At 39.8% G+C, this 21,989-nt stretch carries 24 protein-coding genes; 22 read left to right on the forward strand and 2 right to left on the reverse strand.

The genetic code is table 11. The annotated features are described in order from the left end of the window. Positions 1-56: 56 nt before the first annotated feature. Genes WC955_02880 through WC955_02920 form a run of 9 tightly spaced genes read left to right on the forward strand, consistent with a single transcriptional unit; the run spans position 57 to position 8,703 of the window. Positions 57-440 (forward strand): response regulator, encoded by a 384-nt coding sequence (locus tag WC955_02880; protein ID MFA5857991.1) that lies wholly within the window; start codon positions 57-59, stop codon positions 438-440. Further along, on the forward strand, positions 437-1,585 hold the full coding sequence (locus WC955_02885) for a sensor domain-containing diguanylate cyclase (protein ID MFA5857992.1): 1,149 nt from the start codon (positions 437-439) through the stop codon (positions 1,583-1,585). The genes WC955_02880 and WC955_02885 overlap by 4 nt, the downstream gene beginning before the upstream one ends. A gap of 6 nt (positions 1,586-1,591) precedes the next feature. Beyond that, the gene (locus WC955_02890) at positions 1,592-2,389 is read left to right on the forward strand and encodes a sugar phosphate isomerase/epimerase family protein (protein MFA5857993.1); all 798 of its coding nucleotides are present in this window, start codon (positions 1,592-1,594) and stop codon (positions 2,387-2,389) included. Positions 2,390-2,419: 30 nt separating this feature from the next. Further along, positions 2,420-3,367, forward strand: coding sequence for an aldo/keto reductase (locus WC955_02895; protein ID MFA5857994.1), 948 nt, complete (start codon positions 2,420-2,422; stop codon positions 3,365-3,367). A 29-nt stretch (positions 3,368-3,396) separates the two neighbouring features. Beyond that, positions 3,397-4,566 carry a DUF362 domain-containing protein gene (locus WC955_02900; protein MFA5857995.1) on the forward strand — a complete coding sequence of 390 codons (1,170 nt, stop codon included), beginning with the start codon at positions 3,397-3,399 and terminating at the stop codon, positions 4,564-4,566. Between the two features lie 44 nt (positions 4,567-4,610). Continuing rightward, entirely contained in the window at positions 4,611-5,402 is a 792-nt protein-coding gene (locus WC955_02905; protein MFA5857996.1) for a sugar phosphate isomerase/epimerase, read from the forward strand. After that, a complete protein-coding gene (locus WC955_02910) occupies positions 5,399-6,361 on the forward strand; it encodes a serine hydrolase (protein ID MFA5857997.1) in 963 nt (320 codons plus the stop codon). Before WC955_02905 ends, WC955_02910 begins: the two co-directional genes overlap by 4 nt. A 59-nt stretch (positions 6,362-6,420) precedes the next feature. After that, on the forward strand, positions 6,421-7,704 hold the full coding sequence (locus WC955_02915) for a putative glycoside hydrolase (GenBank protein ID MFA5857998.1): 1,284 nt from the start codon (positions 6,421-6,423) through the stop codon (positions 7,702-7,704). Between the two features lie 6 nt (positions 7,705-7,710). Further along, positions 7,711-8,703: a glycosyltransferase family 2 protein gene (locus WC955_02920; protein MFA5857999.1), complete on the forward strand. Its 993-nt coding sequence runs from the start codon at positions 7,711-7,713 to the stop codon at positions 8,701-8,703. A gap of 11 nt (positions 8,704-8,714) precedes the next feature. Here WC955_02920 and WC955_02925 read toward each other — a convergent pair whose 3' ends face one another. After that, entirely contained in the window at positions 8,715-9,536 is an 822-nt protein-coding gene (locus tag WC955_02925) for an MBL fold metallo-hydrolase (protein ID MFA5858000.1), read from the reverse strand. Positions 9,537-9,802: 266 nt separating this feature from the next. Between WC955_02925 and WC955_02930 the strand changes: the two genes are divergently transcribed. From WC955_02930 to WC955_02950, 5 genes are all read left to right on the forward strand, one after another. Further along, positions 9,803-10,153 (forward strand): ORF6N domain-containing protein, encoded by a 351-nt coding sequence (locus WC955_02930; GenBank protein ID MFA5858001.1) that lies wholly within the window; start codon positions 9,803-9,805, stop codon positions 10,151-10,153. Between the two features lie 136 nt (positions 10,154-10,289). Next, positions 10,290-10,730 carry a hypothetical protein gene (locus WC955_02935; protein ID MFA5858002.1) on the forward strand — a complete coding sequence of 147 codons (441 nt, stop codon included), beginning with the start codon at positions 10,290-10,292 and terminating at the stop codon, positions 10,728-10,730. 187 nt (positions 10,731-10,917) lie between these two features. Further along, the gene (locus WC955_02940) at positions 10,918-11,238 is read left to right on the forward strand and encodes a hypothetical protein (GenBank protein ID MFA5858003.1); all 321 of its coding nucleotides are present in this window, start codon (positions 10,918-10,920) and stop codon (positions 11,236-11,238) included. A 21-nt stretch (positions 11,239-11,259) separates the two neighbouring features. Further along, a complete protein-coding gene (locus tag WC955_02945; protein MFA5858004.1) occupies positions 11,260-11,364 on the forward strand; it encodes a DUF5679 domain-containing protein in 105 nt (34 codons plus the stop codon). Between the two features lie 135 nt (positions 11,365-11,499). Further along, a complete protein-coding gene (locus tag WC955_02950) occupies positions 11,500-12,399 on the forward strand; it encodes a hypothetical protein (protein ID MFA5858005.1) in 900 nt (299 codons plus the stop codon). 206 nt (positions 12,400-12,605) lie between these two features. Here the strand turns inward: WC955_02950 and WC955_02955 are convergent, their stop codons facing one another. After that, positions 12,606-13,289 (reverse strand): TIGR02391 family protein, encoded by a 684-nt coding sequence (locus tag WC955_02955; GenBank protein MFA5858006.1) that lies wholly within the window; start codon positions 13,287-13,289, stop codon positions 12,606-12,608. A gap of 234 nt (positions 13,290-13,523) precedes the next feature. On the opposite strand from WC955_02955, the gene WC955_02960 reads away from it, so the two are divergent. From WC955_02960 to WC955_02995, 8 genes are all read left to right on the forward strand, one after another. Beyond that, a complete protein-coding gene (locus WC955_02960) occupies positions 13,524-14,456 on the forward strand; it encodes a hypothetical protein (GenBank protein ID MFA5858007.1) in 933 nt (310 codons plus the stop codon). Positions 14,457-14,498: 42 nt separating this feature from the next. Then, complete coding sequence (locus WC955_02965) at positions 14,499-14,645, forward strand: DUF5679 domain-containing protein (GenBank protein MFA5858008.1); 147 nt, start codon at positions 14,499-14,501, stop codon at positions 14,643-14,645. Between the two features lie 14 nt (positions 14,646-14,659). Next, entirely contained in the window at positions 14,660-15,481 is an 822-nt protein-coding gene (locus tag WC955_02970) for a hypothetical protein (GenBank protein ID MFA5858009.1), read from the forward strand. A gap of 330 nt (positions 15,482-15,811) precedes the next feature. Then, positions 15,812-16,042 carry a DUF2188 domain-containing protein gene (locus WC955_02975; protein MFA5858010.1) on the forward strand — a complete coding sequence of 77 codons (231 nt, stop codon included), beginning with the start codon at positions 15,812-15,814 and terminating at the stop codon, positions 16,040-16,042. A gap of 273 nt (positions 16,043-16,315) precedes the next feature. Then, the gene (locus tag WC955_02980; protein MFA5858011.1) at positions 16,316-17,104 is read left to right on the forward strand and encodes an AAA family ATPase; all 789 of its coding nucleotides are present in this window, start codon (positions 16,316-16,318) and stop codon (positions 17,102-17,104) included. Between the two features lie 16 nt (positions 17,105-17,120). Next, complete coding sequence (locus tag WC955_02985) at positions 17,121-18,413, forward strand: homoserine dehydrogenase (protein MFA5858012.1); 1,293 nt, start codon at positions 17,121-17,123, stop codon at positions 18,411-18,413. A 13-nt stretch (positions 18,414-18,426) separates the two neighbouring features. Continuing rightward, on the forward strand, positions 18,427-19,662 hold the full coding sequence (locus WC955_02990; GenBank protein MFA5858013.1) for a HAMP domain-containing sensor histidine kinase: 1,236 nt from the start codon (positions 18,427-18,429) through the stop codon (positions 19,660-19,662). Between the two features lie 50 nt (positions 19,663-19,712). After that, entirely contained in the window at positions 19,713-21,965 is a 2,253-nt protein-coding gene (locus WC955_02995) for a heparinase II/III family protein (GenBank protein MFA5858014.1), read from the forward strand. The last annotated feature ends 24 nt before the right edge of the window (positions 21,966-21,989 follow it).

Here is a 21,989-nt window from a genome sequence, read left to right on the forward strand (position 1 = left end):
TATAGGATTAAATAGAATTGAAAATGAAATAACTGTGATAAAGGCAAAAAGATAGTATGGCAAAAAAAGTTTTAGTAGCGGATGATGACCAAAACATTTCTGATCTTTTGAAGATTGCATTGGAAGGATATGGTTATGATGTTACTATCGCGCGGGATGGCGCTCAAGCTATAAAAAAAGCGATTGAAATAAAACCTGATGTTTTGATCCTTGATATTATGATGCCGAAAGCTGATGGCTGTGAAGTGTTGAAGGTAGTTAAAAGTATGCCGGACCTCCAAAAAGTTGGGATTATAATGCTTACCAGCAAAAATTTGATTAAGGATATTGAAACTACGTTCTCATTAGGTGCGGATAATTATGTTACAAAACCGTTCCAGATTGACCGGTTAGTTGCGAAGATAGAGAAGTTGTGCGGGGAGAAAAATAAAAAGTTGTGATTGAAGTACTAACCTTTTTCATGTTTTTTGTTACAGTTCCGTTACTTGTATTAACCATTTCAGGGTATATCAAGGTGCGGAAACATGTTAACTCGCTAGAACATGCGGTTAAGCAAAAGGATGAGGATCTAAAACTTATCAATGAACTCGGGGTGGAGATAACGTCGGTACTTGATATCGAACGGTTGCTCCCGAAGATAATTGACGCATTTGCACGTGCGGGGAAGGTTAATAAAGCGTCATTAATGTTATTAGACGAAGCAACGGGTGTGCTTGAGATAAAAGCAAGCCTTGGGTTATCCTCCCGGGCGATTGAGTATGTACGCCCAAAACTAGGGGAAGGTATTGCCGGGATCGCGGCGTCCACCGGGAAAACAATGCTTATCGATGATACAAGCAGGGATAGGGTGTTATACAAAGAATATATCGACGGTACAACGAACCCGCGCCCGGTTGAATCATTGTTAGCTTTACCGCTGATATTTAAAGGTAAGGTTATTGGTGTAATAAACCTTGATTCCAAGATCACGGGTGAACCGTTTATCCGTAATGACGCGAAGTTGTTGTCTATCCTCGCAAGCCAGGCCGCTGTGGCAATTACTAACGCGCAATTGTATAACCTCGCAATCACCGATGGGCTTACAAAACTGTATATCCACCGGTACTTCCAGATGCGGTTATCCCAGGAGGTTGACCGCGCAAAACGGTACAATATGCCGTTGACTCTGATTATGCTGGATATCGATAAATTTAAAGTCTTAAACGATACCTACGGCCACCAGGTTGGGGATCTTGTATTGGTAAGTGTTTCAAAAGCTATTACTGCAACGCTGCGGAGTTCGGATATCGCTGCGCGGTATGGCGGGGAGGAGTTCGCAGTTGTCCTCACGGAGACAGATATTGATGATGCTGTATACGTTGCTGAACGGTTAAGGAAAACTGTTGAGGATAATGTTGTGGAGGCCGGGTCTGATAAAGTTAAGGCGCAAATATCGCTGGGGATATCAAGCCTTATTCCATCGCAAAAGGATGTAATTGATAAAGACGAACTTATCCGCCGTGCGGATGCTGCGTTGTATTATTCAAAACAACAGGGGCGGAATCGTTATACTGTATACGATAAAATAGGGGATACAAAAAAGTAAATTTATATGTTAAAACTATCAGTTTGTGAACACCTTATCCCGGGGGATAGTTACGAAAAAAAGTTTGAGGTTCTTGATACCAATAAAATTGATGCTATTGATCTTGACGGTAACGATCTTGCTAGGAAGTATGATACCCTCGTGGAGGTAATGAAAATTTCACCCGTAAGAATCTCTGCTATCCGGACAGGTTACCGCGGGTGTTTGCTAGATGACAATCCTGAACAACGTAACCTCGCGGTGGGTGATATCAAAAAATTATTGGATTACGCGGGAAAACTTAATGCTGCTGGTGTTGTGGTGGTACCGATCTACGGTGCTGCACGGTTGCCGGATCTTCATCCTCTCAAAGGGCAGTTGCAGGTGGAAGAAGAGATGCTGACACTGTTGTTATCCACGCTTGCGGAGTACGCGTGGAAACAAGGTACCCGCGTGTTGTTACAGCCAATGAACCGTTATGAAACTCATCTAGTGCGTAATGTGAACGAAGCGGTGTATTATGTTAACCGTGTCGATCATCCGGGCTTACGTATAGCAACACATGTGTTCCACATGAATATTGAGGAACCAAATTTTAGTGATCCGTTTACCACCTTGGGTAGTATGCTTTCACAAATATATCTGTCAGACTCAAACTACCAATCCCCGGGGTATGGGCATTTAAATATTAAACACGTGTTTGATCAATTACAAAAAAATGGGTATACCGGGTACGTAACACTTGACTATATCCCGTCGGATAAACTTGACCCGTTAACCGAACTTGTGAGTGTAACCAAAGCAATGTATAACCTTTGGTGGTAAATTTATTAACAAAAGGGGAGTGAGAATAATATGAAGATGGCAGTTTTAGGGAACACTGGGTTAAGGGTAAGCACGTTATGTTTTGGTACGCTGCCTATGGGCCCGTTGGAGAGTAATATTTCAATCCCTGAGGGTGCTAAAGTTTTGCGTAAAGCGTTTGAGCTCGGGGTTAATTTTGTGGATACCGCGCATACTTACCGCACATACGAGTATATACGTGAAGCGAAACGCGGGTGGGATAATAAACTGATTATTGCCACAAAGTTCGGCCTTACTGCCGCAGGGGAAGTTAAGGATGGGGTTGAGAAAGCGTTGAATGATATGGAACTTGACTATCTAGATATTGTACTTCTGCATAGTGCGCGTGCAGAAGATCCTTTTGTACGGTTTAAAGAAACACTTGCGGTATTAAAAGAGTATAAAACTGCGGGGAAAATTAAGCATATCGGTTTATCATCGCATTCTGTGGTTAGTATTAACCAGGCGGCAGTGCATCCGGATATCGAAGTTATACATCCGCTTATAAACTATAAAGGCCTCGGGATCATTAGCGGTACCGCAGAGGATATGGTTAACTCCATAAAAATTGCCAGGGGTAATGGTAAAGGCGTTTATGCAATGAAAGTTTTTGCCGGGGGTAACCTTCTGGATAATTATTCGGAATCAATTGATTATATTGTAAAAAATGAGATTGTTGATTCAATGGCAATCGGGATGGTTACTGAACAGGAAGTGGCAGTGAATGCTGAGTATATCACTACCGGCAAAATACCCAGTACTGAAAAGGATAAGATCAGGACAACAGGGAAACATGTTATCGTTCTCGGGTTTTGTAAAGGCTGCGGGAAGTGTGTGGAAACATGCCCGAATTTCGCGATTACCCTGGTCGATAAAAAAGCTGTGGTTGAGAAAGAAAAGTGTCTCATATGCGGGTACTGCGGCGGGGTGTGTCCCGAACTTGCAATCCGTGTGGTGTAAGAAAAAATAAGTATTGAGAGTAATGTTGTATGTCTAAAGTATCAATCGTTAAGTGCAGTACATATTCCCAGAACGTTTTGTTTGATGCGGTAAAACATAGTGTTGGCCTCGTTGGTGGGATCGATGCGTTTGTTAAATCCGGGGAGAAAGTTTTACTTAAACCCAACCTCCTGATGGCTGCGGTTCCAGAGAAAGGTATTACTACCCACCCTGAATTTATCCGCGCGGTTATCCGCCTCGTAAAAACAGCGGGCGGTGTGGTATCACTCGGGGATAGTTACGGCGGGACTTCGGATAGTGTTGATAAAGTATGGGGTGATACCGGGATGCTGAAACTCGCGCAGGAGGAAGGTGTTGAACTTGTTAAACTTGAAACTTCCGGTGTGCGTGAGTTCAAGCTTAGTAACGGGTTACCGGAGTTATACGTATCAAACACAGTGTTTGAGTTTGATAAAGTTATTTCATTGCCAAAACTTAAAACTCATGCGTTGACAACGTTTACCTGTGCGGTAAAAAATATGTATGGCGTAATCCCCGGGGTTCGTAAGTCGGATTATCATAGATTTCTCCCAAGCCCGGATGAGTTTTGTGTATTATTATCTGAACTCGTAATCAAAATTCCGCCGGTATTGACTATTGTTGACGGTATTATAGGGATGGAAGGCGATGGTCCGTCCGCCGGGATTCTGCGGGAATGCGGGTTAATCCTCGCGGGGAGTAGTGTTTTTGAGATTGATGAGGTCACTGCACGGATTATGGGCGTACCGGATGAACTTAACCCCATGAAAAAAGCGTATATGTCGTTAGGCGTAAATATATCTCCTGAAATTGTCGGGGAAACTATGGAGAGCGCTAAGATCCCGGGGTTTGTTCTTCCTTCAACAAAAAGTGTGCAGAGTATTTTGCTGACATACCTGCCGAAGTGGTTACAAAAAATGTTAATGCGTATGTTCCGCATGCATATGAAGATTAATACAAAAAAATGCGTGCTCTGCATGACCTGCTATAAGAGGTGTCCAAAAAATGCGATCACAAAAAACCGGAAGAAGCTTAAGATAAACCTCAATACTTGTGTTTCATGTATGTGCTGCCATGAGTTGTGTAAGTATAAAGCCGTGGATTTGGAGTACACATTATTTGCGCGTGTATTGTTGAAAATAAAATCGTTTGGTAAAATTAACAGTAATAAAAAGAAGTAAAATAAGGTTGATTCAGTAGATTAAAGGAGTTAGAGGGTGTAATTATGAAATTAGGTATTATCACAAGTTCATTGAGGATGGAGCTTAAACAGTCACTGGAAACCGCAAAGAAGTTAGGCGCGGATGGCGTGCAGTTACGGAATGTCGGCGGTGAGCTTGACCCTGAGAAGTTGAATACTAAAACCGCACGGGAAGATTTTTTGCATTACATGCAAAACCTTAACCTTGAAATCTCTGCGCTGTGCGGTGATCTCGGGGGTTATACAAATACGGAGAAAATTGAGTGGCTTATCATGAGGTCAAAACAAATGGTTGACCTTGCGGTGGATCTTAAAACAAATATTATTACTACGCATATCGGTTTATTAACGGAAGATGAAACTACGCCGCAGTATAAGTCAATGTTTACCGCATGTAAGGAACTTGGTGCGTATGCGGAGAACCACGGGTGTTACTTCGCAGCGGAAACCGGCCCGGAGGATACTACGCTTATGCGTAAACTATTTGAGAAAATCGGGGGTAATGGGTTAAAGATAAACTATGACCCTGCGAATCTTACCGGTAAAGGATTTGATCATTTTAAGGGTGTGGAAGTTCTTAAGGATTATATTGTGCATACCCACGCAAAGGATGCTGTGCGGACACCTGAAGGTAAGATGAAAGAAGTGGAACTCGGGGAGGGGAATGTTGATTTCCCGAAGTATATTGCTTTACTCAACGAAAACGGGTATAACGGGTATTACACTATCGAACGTGAATTGCGGGATAACCCTGTGGAAACTCTTACCCGCGCGGTTGCGTTTATGCGCAGGATGGAGAAAGAGTTGAAAGTGTGACAACGGATCTCACGAGTGTACCAAAAAAAATATTGTTAACCTTTCTCGCAATCGCTACGGTTGCAGGGGTTGCTATCCACACGGTTAATTTCGCGAATAATGCTGCCGAAACTGAACAGGAACCGGTATTATCGCTGGATAGCTGGCAGTCATTAGCGGATGAGTTTGAACGCAAGATCGAACGTTTTGACGGGCAGGTGGGGTTTGTTTTAAAAGACCTTAAGACAGGGTATACTGCCAAGTATAACGCTGATATCCTGATTCCCAGTGCGAGTATTGTTAAAATACCTATTATGGCGGCGGTACTCCAAAAAGTTGAAGACCGGCAGTTGGAGATTGGGAGTTTGATTACGTTACAGCGTTCTGACCGCGTTGGAGGGTCAGGACGGTTAAAGTACAGCGGGGTGGGGAGTAAGTATACGGTAAGTTATCTTCTTCATGCGATGATTACCCAGAGTGATAATACTGCTACGCAAATGCTTACCCGCACACTGGGGTTTGAGTATCTCGAAAAATATTTTAAGTCACTGGGGTTGAATAATACGAATATGGTCCGCGGGATTATGGACCTCCGTGCGAGGAATCGCGGGATTGAAAATTATACTACGGCTAATGATATGGTTATCATCCTGGAAAAAATTTATCGTAAACAATGTAGCAGCGCTTTGTCGTGCGAGTATATGATAGACTTAATGAAACAACAGCATATTAATGACCGGCTAAACAGCGGGCTTCCAAAAGGATGGACGGTAGCGCATAAGACCGGCCTTATCCGCGGGGTATGCCATGATGTCGGGATAATATTTCATCCCCGTGGCGATTTTGTTATTGTTGTGTTACTTAATAAAGTTAATAATTATAAAACCGCAAAACGGTTTATCGGTACACTTGCACGGGTGGCGTTTAATTATTATGATAACGGGTACGAACTGCCGTTTTATACGTCAAGCGATAATTGATTGAAAAATTATTATGGTAAGATTTAAGTACAGCAAGTATGTGGAAGAAGGAAGTTAAGATGTCGTTATTAACAAAAAATGGTGCTATTATTACCGCAATTACAGCGTTATTGCTCGCTGGATGCCAGGTATCAACTTCGCAGGATTCTAAGGGTGTTACACAGAATGTAACCGCGAAAAAAGTTGAGCCCCAGCTTCCGCCGTTACCAACTGAGATACGGGGAATACATTTATCCGCATGGGCAGCGGGGACTGAGAAAACCCGGGCTTTAGTTGAAAAGTATATCGAAGGGACAGAAATTAACACCATAGTTATCGGTATTAAAGAGCATGAGGGTAAAGTATATATTCCGGGTGTTGCAACAGCTGATAAAATCGGGGCGTATCAGGAAACTGCACCGGATATCCAGGAGTATCTTAAGTATCTAAGAAGTAAAGGGGTTTATACTATCGCCAGGATTGTGGTGTTCAAAGATAAGTATTATTCCAAAAGTAACCCGAAGTATGCGGTAAAAACTCCGGCTGGGGAGGTTTGGACTGACCGCCGGGGTGTGTCGTGGTCTGATCCGTACCAAAAAGTTGTGTGGGATTATAATATTGAAATCGCAAAACGCGCGGTTGAGCTCGGGTTTAATGAAATACAGTGGGATTATATTCGGTTCCCGTCAGATGGGCCTACTAAACTTTGCAGGTATTCTTATGCTCAGCATAACTCGTCTTCATCAGCGTATGCGTTGGTAAACTTTCTTAAATATTCCCGGGAGCAGCTTGCTCCATTGGGGGCTAAAGTGTCAATCGACGTTTTTGGCCTTACCCCGAGTGTCCAGCATGACATGGGTATCGGCCAAAAAATTGTCCTAATGACAAATGAAGTGGATTATGTATCCCCGATGTGTTATCCGTCGCACTACGCTAAGGGCGAGTACGGGCTGCCGTATCCTAACGCTGAACCCTATAAGACTGTATACCGCAGTGTTAGCGACGGGATTGCAAGAATACCCACAGAAAAAATGAGGCCGTACCTCCAGGATTTTTCGATGGGCTATAAGTATGGCGCGTTTGAGATACGTTCGCAGATACAGGCAACCTACGACGCAGGGGTTAAGTCCTGGCTTCTCTGGGATCCTAACTGTAAATACACACAGGAAGCGTTTTGTGCAAAGAACGCGGATCCTGTACAGTGCAGCAGTACTACATTCCGTAAGATGTTGAACACCCGGGGTTTGGCGTATCCGGAATTCAAGCGGAAGGTAACAAAAAAAGTAGTAACACAACCGTCTTCCGCGCAGGTAATGAAGAGTACGGATATACCGCCTGTGTTAGATGAAGAGAAAGCGAAATAAGAAGTAATGGCTATTTCAGTAGTTGTACCGGTTTACAATGAAGTACAGTCTGTAGTAACGCTTAACGACGAAATTGTTAATGTTCTTAATTCTATAAAACAGGAATACGAAATTATTTATATCGATGACGGGTCTACGGATAGCAGTTATGATTCACTAAAGAAAATTGCAGCAGTGAATCACCGGGTTAAGGTTATTAAGTTCACGCGTAATTTCGGGCAGTCAGCGGCGCTTTCTGCAGGGGTTGGGTTTGCTAAGTATGAAATAGTTGTGACACTCGACGCTGACCTCCAGAACGATCCTCGAGATATACCGTTACTCCTTGAAAAACTTGAGTACGGGTATGATCTTGTGTCAGGCTGGAGGAAAAAACGTTATGACCCGTTTCTTACGCGTAAGTTACCCTCGGTGATCGCTAATATTATTATCCGTATGGTTACCGGTGTTAAACTCCACGATTTCGGGTGTACCCTTAAAGCTTACCGCAAAAAGTTTTTGGTTAATATAAAAATTTATGGCGAAATGCACAGGTTATTGCCAGCATACCTCTCGGCGTATGGCGCAAAGATTACTGAAGTAGTGGTCAACCATCGTTCCCGGGAGTATGGTAAGTCAAAGTACGGCCTTACCCGTACGTTCAAAGTTTTGCTTGACCTGTTAACCACAAAGTTTATGCTTGGATACTCGTCAAAACCATCCTATATCCTTGGCGGATGGGGGTTATTCCTGTGTATATCAGGTTGTATCTGCGGGGCAGTAGTGTTAGTGAATAAGTTTATGTATAACATATACGCTTATAAACAACCGTTATTATGGCTTGCGATGTTTCTCGGGATAATCGGGACACAGTTTATTGCGTTCGGCCTGCTTGCGGAACTTGTAGTGAGGATGTATTATTCATCTGAGAATAAGAATTCGTATATGATAGACACCATTATCTCAAATAATGATGCTAATCTTCAGTTTGACTTCGGGAAAACTGTTGAAGTTAAGATGTAACCCGCAAAATATTATAACTCGATTGTATTGCCTTCAGTTGCGGCGTAACACAGTACCCCAGATTTTTTTGCCTGGTAACCCGCCAATATTTTATCGAGTTCAGCGTCAGTGCGTTCCGGGTCATGGTGGAAGAAATATAAACTCTTTACCTTAGCATCTACTGCCAGCTGGTATGCTTGTTCAAACGATGAGTGCCCCCAGCCATGCTTATTTTTTAGTTCAGCGGTGGTGAAGTTTGAATCGTGGATAAGGACGTCAACGCCGTTACAAAAACTGGTAATATTGTCATACTTTTTTGGTAATTTGTCCGGGATAAGTTCGTTGTCCGTAAGGAAAACAAGTTTTTTGCCGTTATGTTCGAACTTAAACCCCTGGCATCCGCCGGGATGGGTTGCCGTGATCGCTGACATTGATGCTTTCCCGCTGCCAATTGTTTCCGGGCAAGCATCAATAAAATTAATTTTTGCTTTAAGGTCACGGAAGTCGATCGGGAAGTACCGGAATTCCATCTGGTTTGTCAAAATATCTTTTAACCGTTTATGCGAAACTTTGCAGCTATAAATATCTATTACAACATTAGGGTCGTATGCCGGTGCAAAAAAGGGAAATCCCTGGACATGATCCCAGTGCGAGTGTGTGATCAGCAGGACGATATGTTTGACTTCCTGTTTCTGGAGAAGGATGCCAAGTTTACGGATGCCTGTACCGGAATCAATTATTAGATGTTCATCGTTTATATGTAAGTTTAAACACGTAGTGTTTCCGCCGTACCGCGCAGTATCTGCTCCCGGTGTGGGTATTGACCCGCGGACGCCCCAGAATTTTAGGTGCATAAAGTTGTGTCCCTCTTCCTTTCATGTCACACAAAAATGTACGTTTAAATTGATAAAACAATTATAAAATATATTATATCATAAAAATATTGGGGAGGTTTGAGTGAAAACAATGAGGGTGTCTATGAATCACCTTTGAAGGTTCGATTCCCCTTACCTCCACTTTTTATTCCGTCGTGAACAATTCCTGGTTTTGACTTACCGTAAACATTTAGTAGAATATTCTTATCTGATATTAGTGAATCTACGAAATGTGGGGTAGGATGATGAATGCGAATAATTTGGTTAGAAATTTTACTCTCCGCGGTGTTCAAGTAATGTTTGACGATGATTTAGCAAAGCTCTATGGCGTTAATGTTAAACGGTTAAATGAGCAAGTAAAAAGGAATATTAATAGATTCCCAAAAGAGTTTATGTTTCAGCTTACTGAAGAAGAATACAACAATTTGAGGCCACAATTTGCAGCTTTAAGTTTAAGGTCGCAAAATGCGACCTTAAACAATAAGCGTGGTCAACATAGGAAATATTTACCGTTTGCATTTACTGAACAAGGTGTTTCTATGCTTTCCGCTGTTTTAAACAGTGATACTGCGGTTAAAGTGAGTATTAAGATGTGAGTTTACATCCAAAATTGACCCAGTTTTGAATCGAATTTGACCCAGGGGCATGTATTACTATAGCGTCGGCTGGTTCAAATACAGGTTGGGTCAATATTCAATGCAATTTCACATACTAAGAAAGGGATTTGTGCTTATGAACTATTTTACTTATAGATATTTATTATTTAAGCTGAATAAGCAGAAAGATAAACTTAATCGATCATTTAATGAATTATCCAATAAAAATCCAAATAATGATACCAATGAATACCAGAACAAATTGGCTGACTTAGGTTATGAAGATAATTGTTTACAAGAAGATATTGCTCTTCTAAAAACCCGATATCTTAGAGATCTTGCGAGTAAACTATCTTTACCTATTCCAGATTGGAAAGAAAACGAAATGTGGGAACAAGATGGTCAGCAGGGGCGCTATTATTTAACAAATAAGGGTATAACATATTTACGTGATTCGATTAGAAAAGAACAAAAGGAAAGTAAGGAAATAATTTTTCAGTGGGTAGCTTTTATCGTGGGAACAATAATAGGATTACTTGGAGCAATTACTGGTTTGGTTGCAGTGTATAAAAAGTAGTATAATATTCCCGTGAGCAAATACAAGCGTTCTAAAATACTTATGTTGTCAGTTTCTCTTGAATACGAATAAAAAGCCTATTTTATAAATAATAATAATAAAAATGGTATTTATTATAGTTTTCATTCGAGAAGAGGACTGTTTAGGGTGGCAATTATTTTTGTAGAATTATGATAAAGGGGACATTATGAAAAAACTATGTATAGTATTGATTGTTTTAATACTATGTTCTGCAACTTATTTTACTACAGGTTTTTTCGTGGTTCAGCCTATTGGAGCCATACCCGATGGAGCAACAATATGGTATTGGCGATATGATACAAACATACCATTTATTTCCTTGGTAGACGGGATTCTTTTAAGAGAAACGGGCTCAATTAATCTTTTAGGTAGGGCTATTGGATTAGCAGCAGTAAGCAAAAAATTGGAAGATAAAGTAATTGTGCGATTACCATACTGCAAATTGGCATATCTTGTCTCTACACGTGGTGCAGAATTTGATAAATAATATTTTGAAAAAGAAGTAGAGATTAAAGACGGCGTAGAGGTAGTCATGAAAAACGGTATGAAAGCGTTGAAAGGCGTATGCCCGGACTGCGGAACAAAAGTTTTTAGAATCATTGGGAAGAAATAAATACTATTGATTTTTTTCGAACCAATGAGATATATTTTTATATAATTTAATGAAAAGCAAGAATATTAGTGAAAATTTTATTTAGAGGATAAATGAAGGATTTCGAATAATACATGTTAGTCATGAGAGGACAGAATGATTAATTTCATCATTTTCAATGTCATTCTTTTATTTGCCGGTTTACTAGCTTTATTTATCTTATCCATTGGTGTTATGGCATGCATAGCACCAATGGCACTGTTTGCGAAATCAGAGAATCCGCCAAAGATAGTCACGCTTCCTCTTTTGGGTATTGCAGGTGCTTATCAGATTTACTTTTGGTGCTTCTGGTCAGCTTTTTGTGTCGCAATGACGTTCAAATTTACTCAAAAACCCGAAGTAACATGGGATTGGTTGTATTGGATTACAGGATTTATGTGGTGCATCTCATTGATTAGTTGGCTGGCTTATAAGGAGGAGCAGAGCAGTAAGTCTCCTAAAGAGTCACATGGAATTGAAAAAGGAACAATACTCTATTCGTTTATTGCTATTATAGCCTTTTTGGCCTTCGCTTTTTTCCCCTCGCTCATTTTACCACCCTATGGCTGGGCATTGAAGGTGTTTGGATTGCACGGGTATGTTGGTGCTAAAAATGCCAGCAATAAAACAAACACTACTTCTAATTTGCCAGAGCAGTTTGTAGATGATAGGATAACTTTTGCACAGGTAAAGCAACTTTTTAACGACGCAATGGATTTAACCAAGCCACCCGATAATTCTTGTAGACCTTTTGATATGCCCAAAGAACAAGAAGTTCAATTACGCGCTAAGCTTAATGAAGGTATAAGTTTGAGTAAAAAAATTGATGATAGCTTTCTTGATTATTTAAATGCTGATTTGAAAAATAATTTCCATAATAAATATGTAAGAGGTTATGAATTAATTTTAGAAGGTTTAAATAGTGATACTTCTAATGAAAATTCTATAGGTGTAAAAAAACAGTTGGATGGTAGCAAACTCATCAATGAATTTAATAAATGGTGGACACCATTATAAATAAAGCTTGGCCGAAATAATTATTCGGCTTACCCAACATTAGGCAAATTTTCACACTAACAAGGGGATACAAAACCCTTACCTGGTAGAAACAAATCGATTATAGCGCAAATAACGAGGTCGTTTTAGCGACGATCCCCCAAAAACCCGACAGAATAACACAAGATAGCCGTATTCCAAAATACTTTGCCACAGTGAATTTAATATTATTTATTTACTTTTGACTTTTCTATAATATCAAGCAATGTGTCAATATATACACATAATTTCAACGCATCTTCTCTTGTAAATTGGTCTGTAATATAATGATGTGTTGGATTTCTATAAGACATCATAATTCCTCGACAAATATGACATATTCCTGCGTGTTCGTCTTGATTATTAGAAACAATAATAATTGTTTTTGATAAATCTGTGTGTAGGGCTTTGTTTATAAGATTTACTCCAACGAAACATTTATCCAACTTTGATTTGCTTCTAATTCTATCTTCTAGTATAAGAGTTGCCTGATTTATTACTCGGTCAAAATTTGCCGGTGCGGATAGGATGTCTGAACACCTGGATTTTAATTCTTCGTCTTTAATTGAATTATAAATACTACCAACTTCTACTATCTGTTCATTCACAGCATAACTATATTCTAAATAATTTATTAATTGTAAAAGTTTGTTTGTTAAATAGTTGCTTAACGTTTCAAGTGGATCACTATGAAGGGCCGATACGTTATTTAGTTTATAGGATGCTAAATCTTCTTCAAGTATTTCGGCAAGTTTGTTCACGGTATTATTATAATCATCAACCACCTCAATTCTTATAAATTCTTGGGTAAAACAAAGCTCTTTTATTCCTTTTAATCTACCATAACATTTTTTCAATTCTATAAAATTCATAAGCAGGTCCTTTCGGTTACTATTACTTTCTAAAATACAATTATATCATAAAGTATTTTGAATATCAGGCAAATCCCCCCGAAAACCCTACAAAACAAGACAAACCCTTTCCGTCCGTACACCACCTGCACCTTTTTCAGTTCGTTCCATAAGAAATAAGTGGTATAATCTATAACATAAGCCCCAGGTACGCGTGCCGGGAGTTTGTACAAAAGTTTTAGAGGAGATTATCTATTGTGTAGTTTATTGACTGTTACATTAAGTGGTGTTGTAGGCGCTGTTATAGGAGCTGTGATTACCTACTTTCTTGCACGGAAAAATACCTTTTTGAATAAAAAATCACAAGCAATAAGTCAACTAAAACTTGTAAAATCAGGGATAGAACAGGCAATTATAGAAATTTGTTGGTTACAAGCCCAATTGAAAACATTCAAACCCCCTACAAATAATCAAGATGTTACTGTGAATTTTACTTATAAAAAATTTGATACAGCTTTCTTTTCCCAAATTGACCGTCCTCTAATAATACAATACTGTGGCGAGCAATTAGAAAAAGATATTAATAGACTGAATAACACGCTTGAAGACTGGAATAATAACCATATAAACAACCTATTTGTGCCAGTTCCTACAGACCAGTGTGATTATATACATTTTAATTATGGTGAAGTTAGCAACTGCGTTGATTATCTAAATACAACCTGTACTGATGTAAAAAAAGCAATTTTAGATAAACTAACCAGTTTAGAACAAAATCGAATATTGTTTTATCTGCAAATAGTATTCTTTAGTTTATTATTACTCATAATAAACTATTTGCTCGTGTGGTTTGAAGAAGTAATTTTGAAATTAAAAGCTCAACATGTTGCTTCTGTGATCAAAGGAATTCTAAATCCGGTTCTTCTGATTATGCTCTTAAACCTACTTAAATACCCAAAGAAAATCATTATTCCAATTTCCTACACAATGTATTTCTTTTTTCTTATATCTATTTTAGGTTACATTGTTATTAATCTAACCCCAAGTAGCTCTGATGGTCCCACGGCACTTGCTGTTGTACTCTTGTTATCAAGCCTCCTTACCAATGTTATGTCTATGGTACTAAGTTGGATATATTATATTTATAATCAAAATCGAAGCAAAAAAGTGATTGTTACAGACCAATAAATATAATAATTGTTTAGGATAATATTGAGAAGGAGACCCCCAATGTCCAAAGGCAGATGTATGAAATGTAAGAAAGAAGTTGAAATTAAGGATGGAGCGGAAGTCGTGATGAACAACGGTATGAAAGCGATGAAAGGCGTATGCCCGGACTGCGGAACCAAAGTCTTCCGGATCCTCGGGAAGAAATAGTTAAAAAAGAATAAATGGATAAACAATTAGTTCGAAATAAAGCCGCAGAACTATCCGATGAGGAATTAATACAGATAATAAAACATGATTCCGCGGATTATGAGAAAGATGCGTTTTTAATTTATTTAGATGAAGCAAAGCGTAGGAAATTAGACGATATTAAAGATAGTACAAGGATAACTAAAAGGAATTCTAGTGATTACTTAGATTTTTCAACTCTTATTGAGTATGCAATAACAAACATTTATCAAATTAATAATATTGACGAGCTTACATCTCATTTTCAAACAACAATAAAAGATATCACTGAAGAAAGAAATAAAACAATAAAAGATCAAGCTGGAATATCGAGTCATTGTTTTGATTTAATCAATCCGTTTTTACCGTTTTTAGGGCAAGATACATATTTCTTTAAATTCCAGGAAGGGCAAAGATCATTTGGTGAATTTAGTTTAGATTTATTACCCGTTGATTCGAAAGAATTTCTTAATAATCAATTACGATTACTTGCAAAAATACCTACAACACAAAACAGTTACAAACAAGTAGTAAATATTAGAATTCAATTATTCTGTGACGGTATACTGTCCAATATGTGGCTTAAAAGCAAATACAAGACAGTTTGTTCATATATAACTAAGAAATACGGCTCTCCAAATCAATCTCCTCTGGCGAATGAACCTTTAAACAATACACTACAATATTATGGTTCCGGAAATGTTAATTGTTGGTTTTTTAAAAAAAACGATACTAATTATTTAATATTGCTTAACTACTTTAAAGGGAAAATTGGATTAAGGGGGTATATTTCTTTTTCGGTTTCTGAGTTAGTTTAAGACACAACCATATAATTACAGTCAATGATCAAAATAGCATGAAGAAAAACGGACTGCGGAACAAAGGTGTTCCGGATCCTCGGGAAGAAATAAGTATTTTTCTTGGAACTTTTTCGGAGAATAAGCGTCTAATACATATGAAAGGACTTTTAACGTATTGAATATTTAAATAAATAAGTACATTTTACAGCTTAAATATTAAAAGAGGGGGAAAAGGTGGCAAATCTTTTCCTTTTTGTTTTTAAGGAGGTTTTACTGAACTATTTGCCAGTTTCAAGTGTCTTATTAAGTGAAGGGTATTTTTAGGAGTATTTTAAGGAGGTAATAGGTATGTCGAGAAAAGTTGTTTATGTCAATCCTGCAAAGGGTGGCAGTTGGGATGTAAAAAGCAGGGGAGCGGAAAAAGCAGCTGGTAATTTTGAAAACAAAAGCGATGCCGTTGGAAGGGCAAAAGAAATTGCCAAGAACGCACCTTTGGGCCAGGTGGTTATCAAAGGAGTTGACGGGAAAATACAGACCGAACACACTTACGGTAAAGACCCTTATCCGCCGAAAGGGTGAATTTTATAATCAGCTATGGGCTTCTCTATGTGAGTTTGCATCCAAAATTGACCCGTCTTTTGCATTGAATTATGACCATGGGTATATATAATTATAGCATTGGATAGTTTAAATACACGCCGAGTCAATATTGGATGATATAGGTGGGTCAAAGTAGTATGCTGAATTGCACATTAGGAACATAAGTTGATAAAACAGTAGTTGATAAGTTATAATACTAGTATTAAAGAGTATATTACTTATAGAAAAGGACGTATAAAAAAAATCAATTAAATGAAAGTCATTGCGGTTGCCAACCAAAAAGGCGGGGTGGGGAAAACCACAACTGCTGTTAATATAGCAGCGTATATGTCATACTTCGGGAGACAAGTGTTATTGATAGATATTGACCCGCAGGGGAATGCTAGTTCCGGGGTTGGTATGGATAAAGTTAATCTTAAGGCAAGTGTTTATGATGTACTCCTCGAAAGTACGGAGATAAAAGATGCGGTGAAGCCTACTGCGCATGATTGGTTAGACGTTCTTCCCGCGAATATTGACCTTACCGGTGCGGAGATTGAACTGGTGAACGTTATTGCCCGGGAGACAAGGTTACGAAAAAAAATTGAGGCAGTAACAAAATTGTACGATTACGTTATTATCGACTGCCCGCCGTCATTAGGATTATTGACATTGAACGCGCTTACCGCAGCGGATAGTATTTTGATACCCATACAATGCGAATTTTATGCGTTGGAAGGGCTAGCGCAGTTGTTACAGACAATTGAACTGATAAAAGGGCATCTTAACCCAAAACTTGAGGTTGAGGGTGTGGCATTAACGATGTACGACGGGAGGTCAAATCTCTATAACCAGGTACGGGAAGAAGTGAAAAAGTATTTTGAAGCGAAAGTATATACCACAATAATACCGAGAAACGTAAGGTTGGCGGAAGCGCCGAGTTACGGGAAAACTATTCTTGAGTATGACCCGTCTTCCCGCGGGGGTAAGGCGTATGAGAACTTAACCCGGGAAGTTTTGGGTGTGCCTATGGAAGAAGAACAGTTGTCGTTAGGTTTGTGAAAGGATAAATTTTTTTATGCCAGTAAAAATTGGGTTGGTTGGATGCGGGACTGTTGGAATGTCTGTCCTAAAAATATTGCATACCAACCCTGGGTTGATTGAGGATCGGGTTGGGGATAAGATTGTAGTAAAAACTGTGTGTGATAAACGCGTGAACGAGTTGGAAGATATTAAGAAGTACGCGAAGGATGCGATACTTACGGATGATTATAAAAAAATAGTGTCTGACCCGGAGATAAGTTTGGTAGTAGAACTTGTTGGGGGGTATACCATTGCAAAAGATGTTGTTATGGAATCCCTGCGTGCGGGGAAACAGGTGGCAACCGCGAATAAAGCGTTGATTGCAACGTACTGGAATGAAATATTTTCTACCGCAAAAAAGTATAAAGCATTGATTTATTTTGAAGCAAGCGTTGCAGCGGGTGTACCTGTGATCCAGGCGTTGAATGAAGGGCTCGCAGCTAACCGTATAGAGTCAATCACCGGGATACTTAATGGTACAACGAATTATATTCTTTCCGCGATGTCGCGGGACGGAAAAAGTTTTGCTTCCGCGTTGAAAGAAGCTCAGAAGGCCGGGTTTGCAGAAGCTGATCCCACACTGGATATTGAAGGGCATGATACTAAACAAAAACTGTCAATCCTATCCTCACTTGCTTATGATAACTGGGTACCGCCGGATAAGATTTATTGCGAAGGTATTACCGGTATTGATGTTATTGACCTTAAATTCGCGAAGGAAGAGTTCGGGTTAACCTTAAAACTTCTCGGGGTGACAAAATTCGCGAATGGTAAACTTGAATCATGGGTCCGCCCGACTTTTATACAGGAAACTCATATGATGTCACGGATTGAGAATGAGTATAACGGTATACTCATAAAAGGCGATGCTGCGGGGGATGTAATGTTTTACGGCCGTGGCGCAGGCGGTGATGCCGCAGCCAGCGGTGTGTTGTCCGATATAATATACCTCGCACGGAATGTTGTGCATGAAACCGCTGAAAAAATGCCGTATGTGATGTATAACGAACGAAAACTTAATTTCTTGCCGATTGAAGATAGTGAAGGCGAATATTTTCTTAGGTTTACCACTGTTGACCGGCCGGGTGTACTTGCAAAAATATCAGGTGCGTTAGGTGAGAATAATGTGTCAATAGCGTCATGTTTCCAGCGCGCGATTGGTTCTACGGTACCGATATTTGTTACCACGCATAAAACTAAAGAGGGTAATATCCGTAAAGCCATGGCGTGTATTGACAACCTTCCTATTGTACGGTCAAAAACTGTAGTGTACCGTATTGAAGATTGATGTTTAATTACCGATGCCAAACTTGTTGAATTCCCACTTATCCGCAGGTGCTGCATCACGGAAAGTGCTGGTAATACTACGCTGGCTTATCATAGCGGTTATTGCGGTGATGATGTTTTATTCACCGGTTATCAAGAATAAATCCAATATTCTTCCATTAATTTTGTTGTTATCTGTATATATCGCTACAAACCTTGGGTTGATGATGATAGACGAGAAAATGGTTAACCGCAAGGTTATTACTACCGCAATATTTGTGGTTGACGTTATTCTTGTATCGTTGAGTATATATTTAACACACGGGTTCGCAACTGATCTTTACTTAATATATTTCATAATAATCTTTATGGCGGGCAGCGGGCAGGATGTTAAGTACGCAATACCTATGGCGTTAATTGCGGCGGTAGTATACGGCGTATTGTTGTTAAGCCGTGGGAATGTTGAGTTAATCTCCTCACCGGGTGTACTTATACGTGTGCCATTCATTTTTGTGGTATCCCTATCCTTTTTGTTTTACGCACAGCGTGAACGCGAGAAAATTGTTGAGAAAATGGAAAAACTCGATAAAATGTCATTAGTCGGCGAGATGGTCGCCGGGATTATGCATGAACTTAATACGCCGTTGACACGGATTGTGGGATTTACCGACGTACTATCCTCCGCAAAGGATATTAAAGAAAAAGAGTTTATCCTCTCGAAACTTACCCGTGACGCTGCACAGGCTAAGGCTGTGATACTGTCAATCTCAAAGTTTATGTATCAGGGACGGCCGGAACTAAAGGAAGTTACTATAGATGAAATCATTGATTCCGCGTTTAATATGGCAGCGGATCAGTTGAAACTTGAACATATTGAAGTAGAAAAAGTTTATACTGTTCCCCCCGTAAAAATTGTAGTGGATACCGGGCAGATACAACAGGTGATGATGAACCTTATCAATAACGCAAGGCATGCAGTTAAAAATTTTGATACCGCCGGTACTGGCAAAAAAATTGTTGTTTCCACTACACAACATGGGCACCGGGTGAGTGTTAAGTTTTATAATACCGGCCCTGTAATACCTCAAGAAAGTATGGAGAGGTTATTTGAACCGTTCTTCACAACAAAAAAGAGGGGTGAGGGTACCGGCCTCGGGCTTGCAATATGTTATAGAATAATGAAGAATAATGGCGGGAGTATAACTATAAAAAACGCGGGGGATGGTACGGGTGTGGAGGTTATATTGACATTACCCTCTGTGGGGGGTTAGTATTGAGACAAAATAGTATTCGCGCCGTATTCTTAGGCGGTATCTTAGGGATGTTTGTTTTTACTTCACTAACTAACGTATTGGCGGAAAATGTGTATCCAAGATTGTATTTTAGCAAGAATGATGTCAGCAGGTTTCAACAGTCATCGTTTGTTTTAGCAGAAGAGCTTCTCACTAAAACATCGTTCCAGATAACGTTTATGTCGCGGAAAGAAGTATTCCCGTTTGTCCCTACCGAAATAAGGATATCCACACCGCCTTTTGAGGGTTATGCCGGGCAGTATCCTTACTGGACCGCAATGTCGGGTGAAATATTGTCTAATATTCAAAACCTGGCATTCAGTTACTACCTAACTGGTGATACAAAGTTTGCGGATAAAACTAAAGAACAGTTATTGGCGTTATGTTCATGGTCGTCATGGAACGAGTATGCCGGGGTTCCGAGTTTGTCCAACTGCCATTTTATTATGGCATCAACGTTCGCATATGATATTCTGTATGCCTATCTTGCTGAAGATGAACGCGTGCGTATCCGCACGGCAATAGCAAAGCTTGGCTGTGAACCTTTGTATACCCGCGGATTACAGAAGGTGTATCATAACATCACTGCATTCCAGTATGTAGCGTTAGGTATCGGCGGGCTTGCGCTTGTGGGTGAGGATCCAAATGCGGTGAAGTATATCGCAATGGCGAAAGAGTATGCGTTGTGGTTCCTTGATCAGTGTATGTCTTCATCTAACTTTGAAGGGTTGACCTATACTGACTACGTGATACAGAACCTGTTACATTTAGCAGCAGCATTGAAAAATGTTGTGAATGACGATACGTTATTTCAACATAAGTACGTATCTGAAATCCTGCCCGTATTGCCGTTATACTTCCTAAGCCCGGATGGAAAATCAATGTCTAACTTCGGGGATGCTGCCCGGGATAATGTGTATTTTGGGATTACCATGAAAATTATTTACCAGTACCTTAACAACAACGGGTATGCTGGATGGTACCTCAAAAAAACCGGGCTGGATAAAAAGGATGTGTACATCAATGCATCACGCGGTGTGCCGGATAAGTTTTATCATTCCAACCGTTTGGTTACTACACCGGAAGGTAATTTATCGTTAGCAAGGAAGTTTAATAACATCGGGTGGGTGTCAATGAAGTCGGACTGGACAGATAATGGGTCATGGCTTGTGTTTATCAGTGGTGACTCGCGGTTGGACCACAGTCATTTTGATACGAATAGTTTTATCCTTAACGTTGCAGGGGATTGGTTGCTAACCGATCCGGGATACCGTGATTCATCAAAAGGATGGACTACTCCGGAGTATCCGCCGCAGGTGTATACCATACAGTCCGTAGGACATAATTCTGTGCAGGTGAATAGTGTAGGGCAAAAGTTTAAAGGTAGGGGTAAGGTTACCGAATTTTTCGATTCGCCGTTTTATGCGTATACTCAAGGCGATGCTGCAGGGGCGTATAGCGAAGATATATTGACAAAGTATTTGCGTAGTATTATACACGTGAGGACAGGTAATTACTTCCTCATTGTAGACCAGTTGCAGGCACAGGAACCGTCAAAGTTTGAATGTTTATTCCATAAAGATAAGGATGCTGTCCTGAAAACCCGGGGTGATGGGTTTAGTATCAACAAAAAAGTTGCGGGTGTGGATATAAAAATTCTTGAACCCAAAGGTGTTAACCTGGAAACAACTGTATTCCCCGGTGCGGAACGCTATGGCGAGTATATGGTAGTAAGTAATAAACAAAATACCGAAGAACTTGTTTTTGTTACGTTGATGGTTCCGTATATTATAGGTTCTACGGAGATTGTAAAAGTTGTGCTAGAGAAATGCGTTACAACCGAGGAGTACGCAGCTTTTGAGCTTAAGTCCGGTGAGAATAAGGATTATGTACTGCTTAACTTTAAGCCTGCGGGTGAGGTTGTTACACAAGAGAGTATTATGTGTGATGGGAATAATGCGTATGTTCAACTGGACAAAAATGGAAATCTAACTAAATGCGTGATGGTCAACGGTAAGAAACTGATATTTGAAAAAATTGTGATGGTTATATTTACAGTCCCGCGGTGTTCGATATCTCTGAATAATACACCCCGAGGGGTGGAGGGCGGGTTTAGCCTTCCGGAGAATACCGGGGTACAGGTGTTTCTCCCAAACCTTAAAGAATTCCGGGTTGGTAATGATAAAATTGACTTAATTAAAATGTATGATAAACGCAGCGGGATATTAACATTATCCCTGCCATCCGGGGAACATAGTTTTTCTGGTATATATAATGAATAAATGGTAATAAATATTTTTTTATAA

The organism is Elusimicrobiota bacterium, assembly GCA_041658405.1.
Lineage (GTDB): Bacteria > Elusimicrobiota > UBA5214 > JBBAAG01 > JBBAAG01 > JBBAAG01.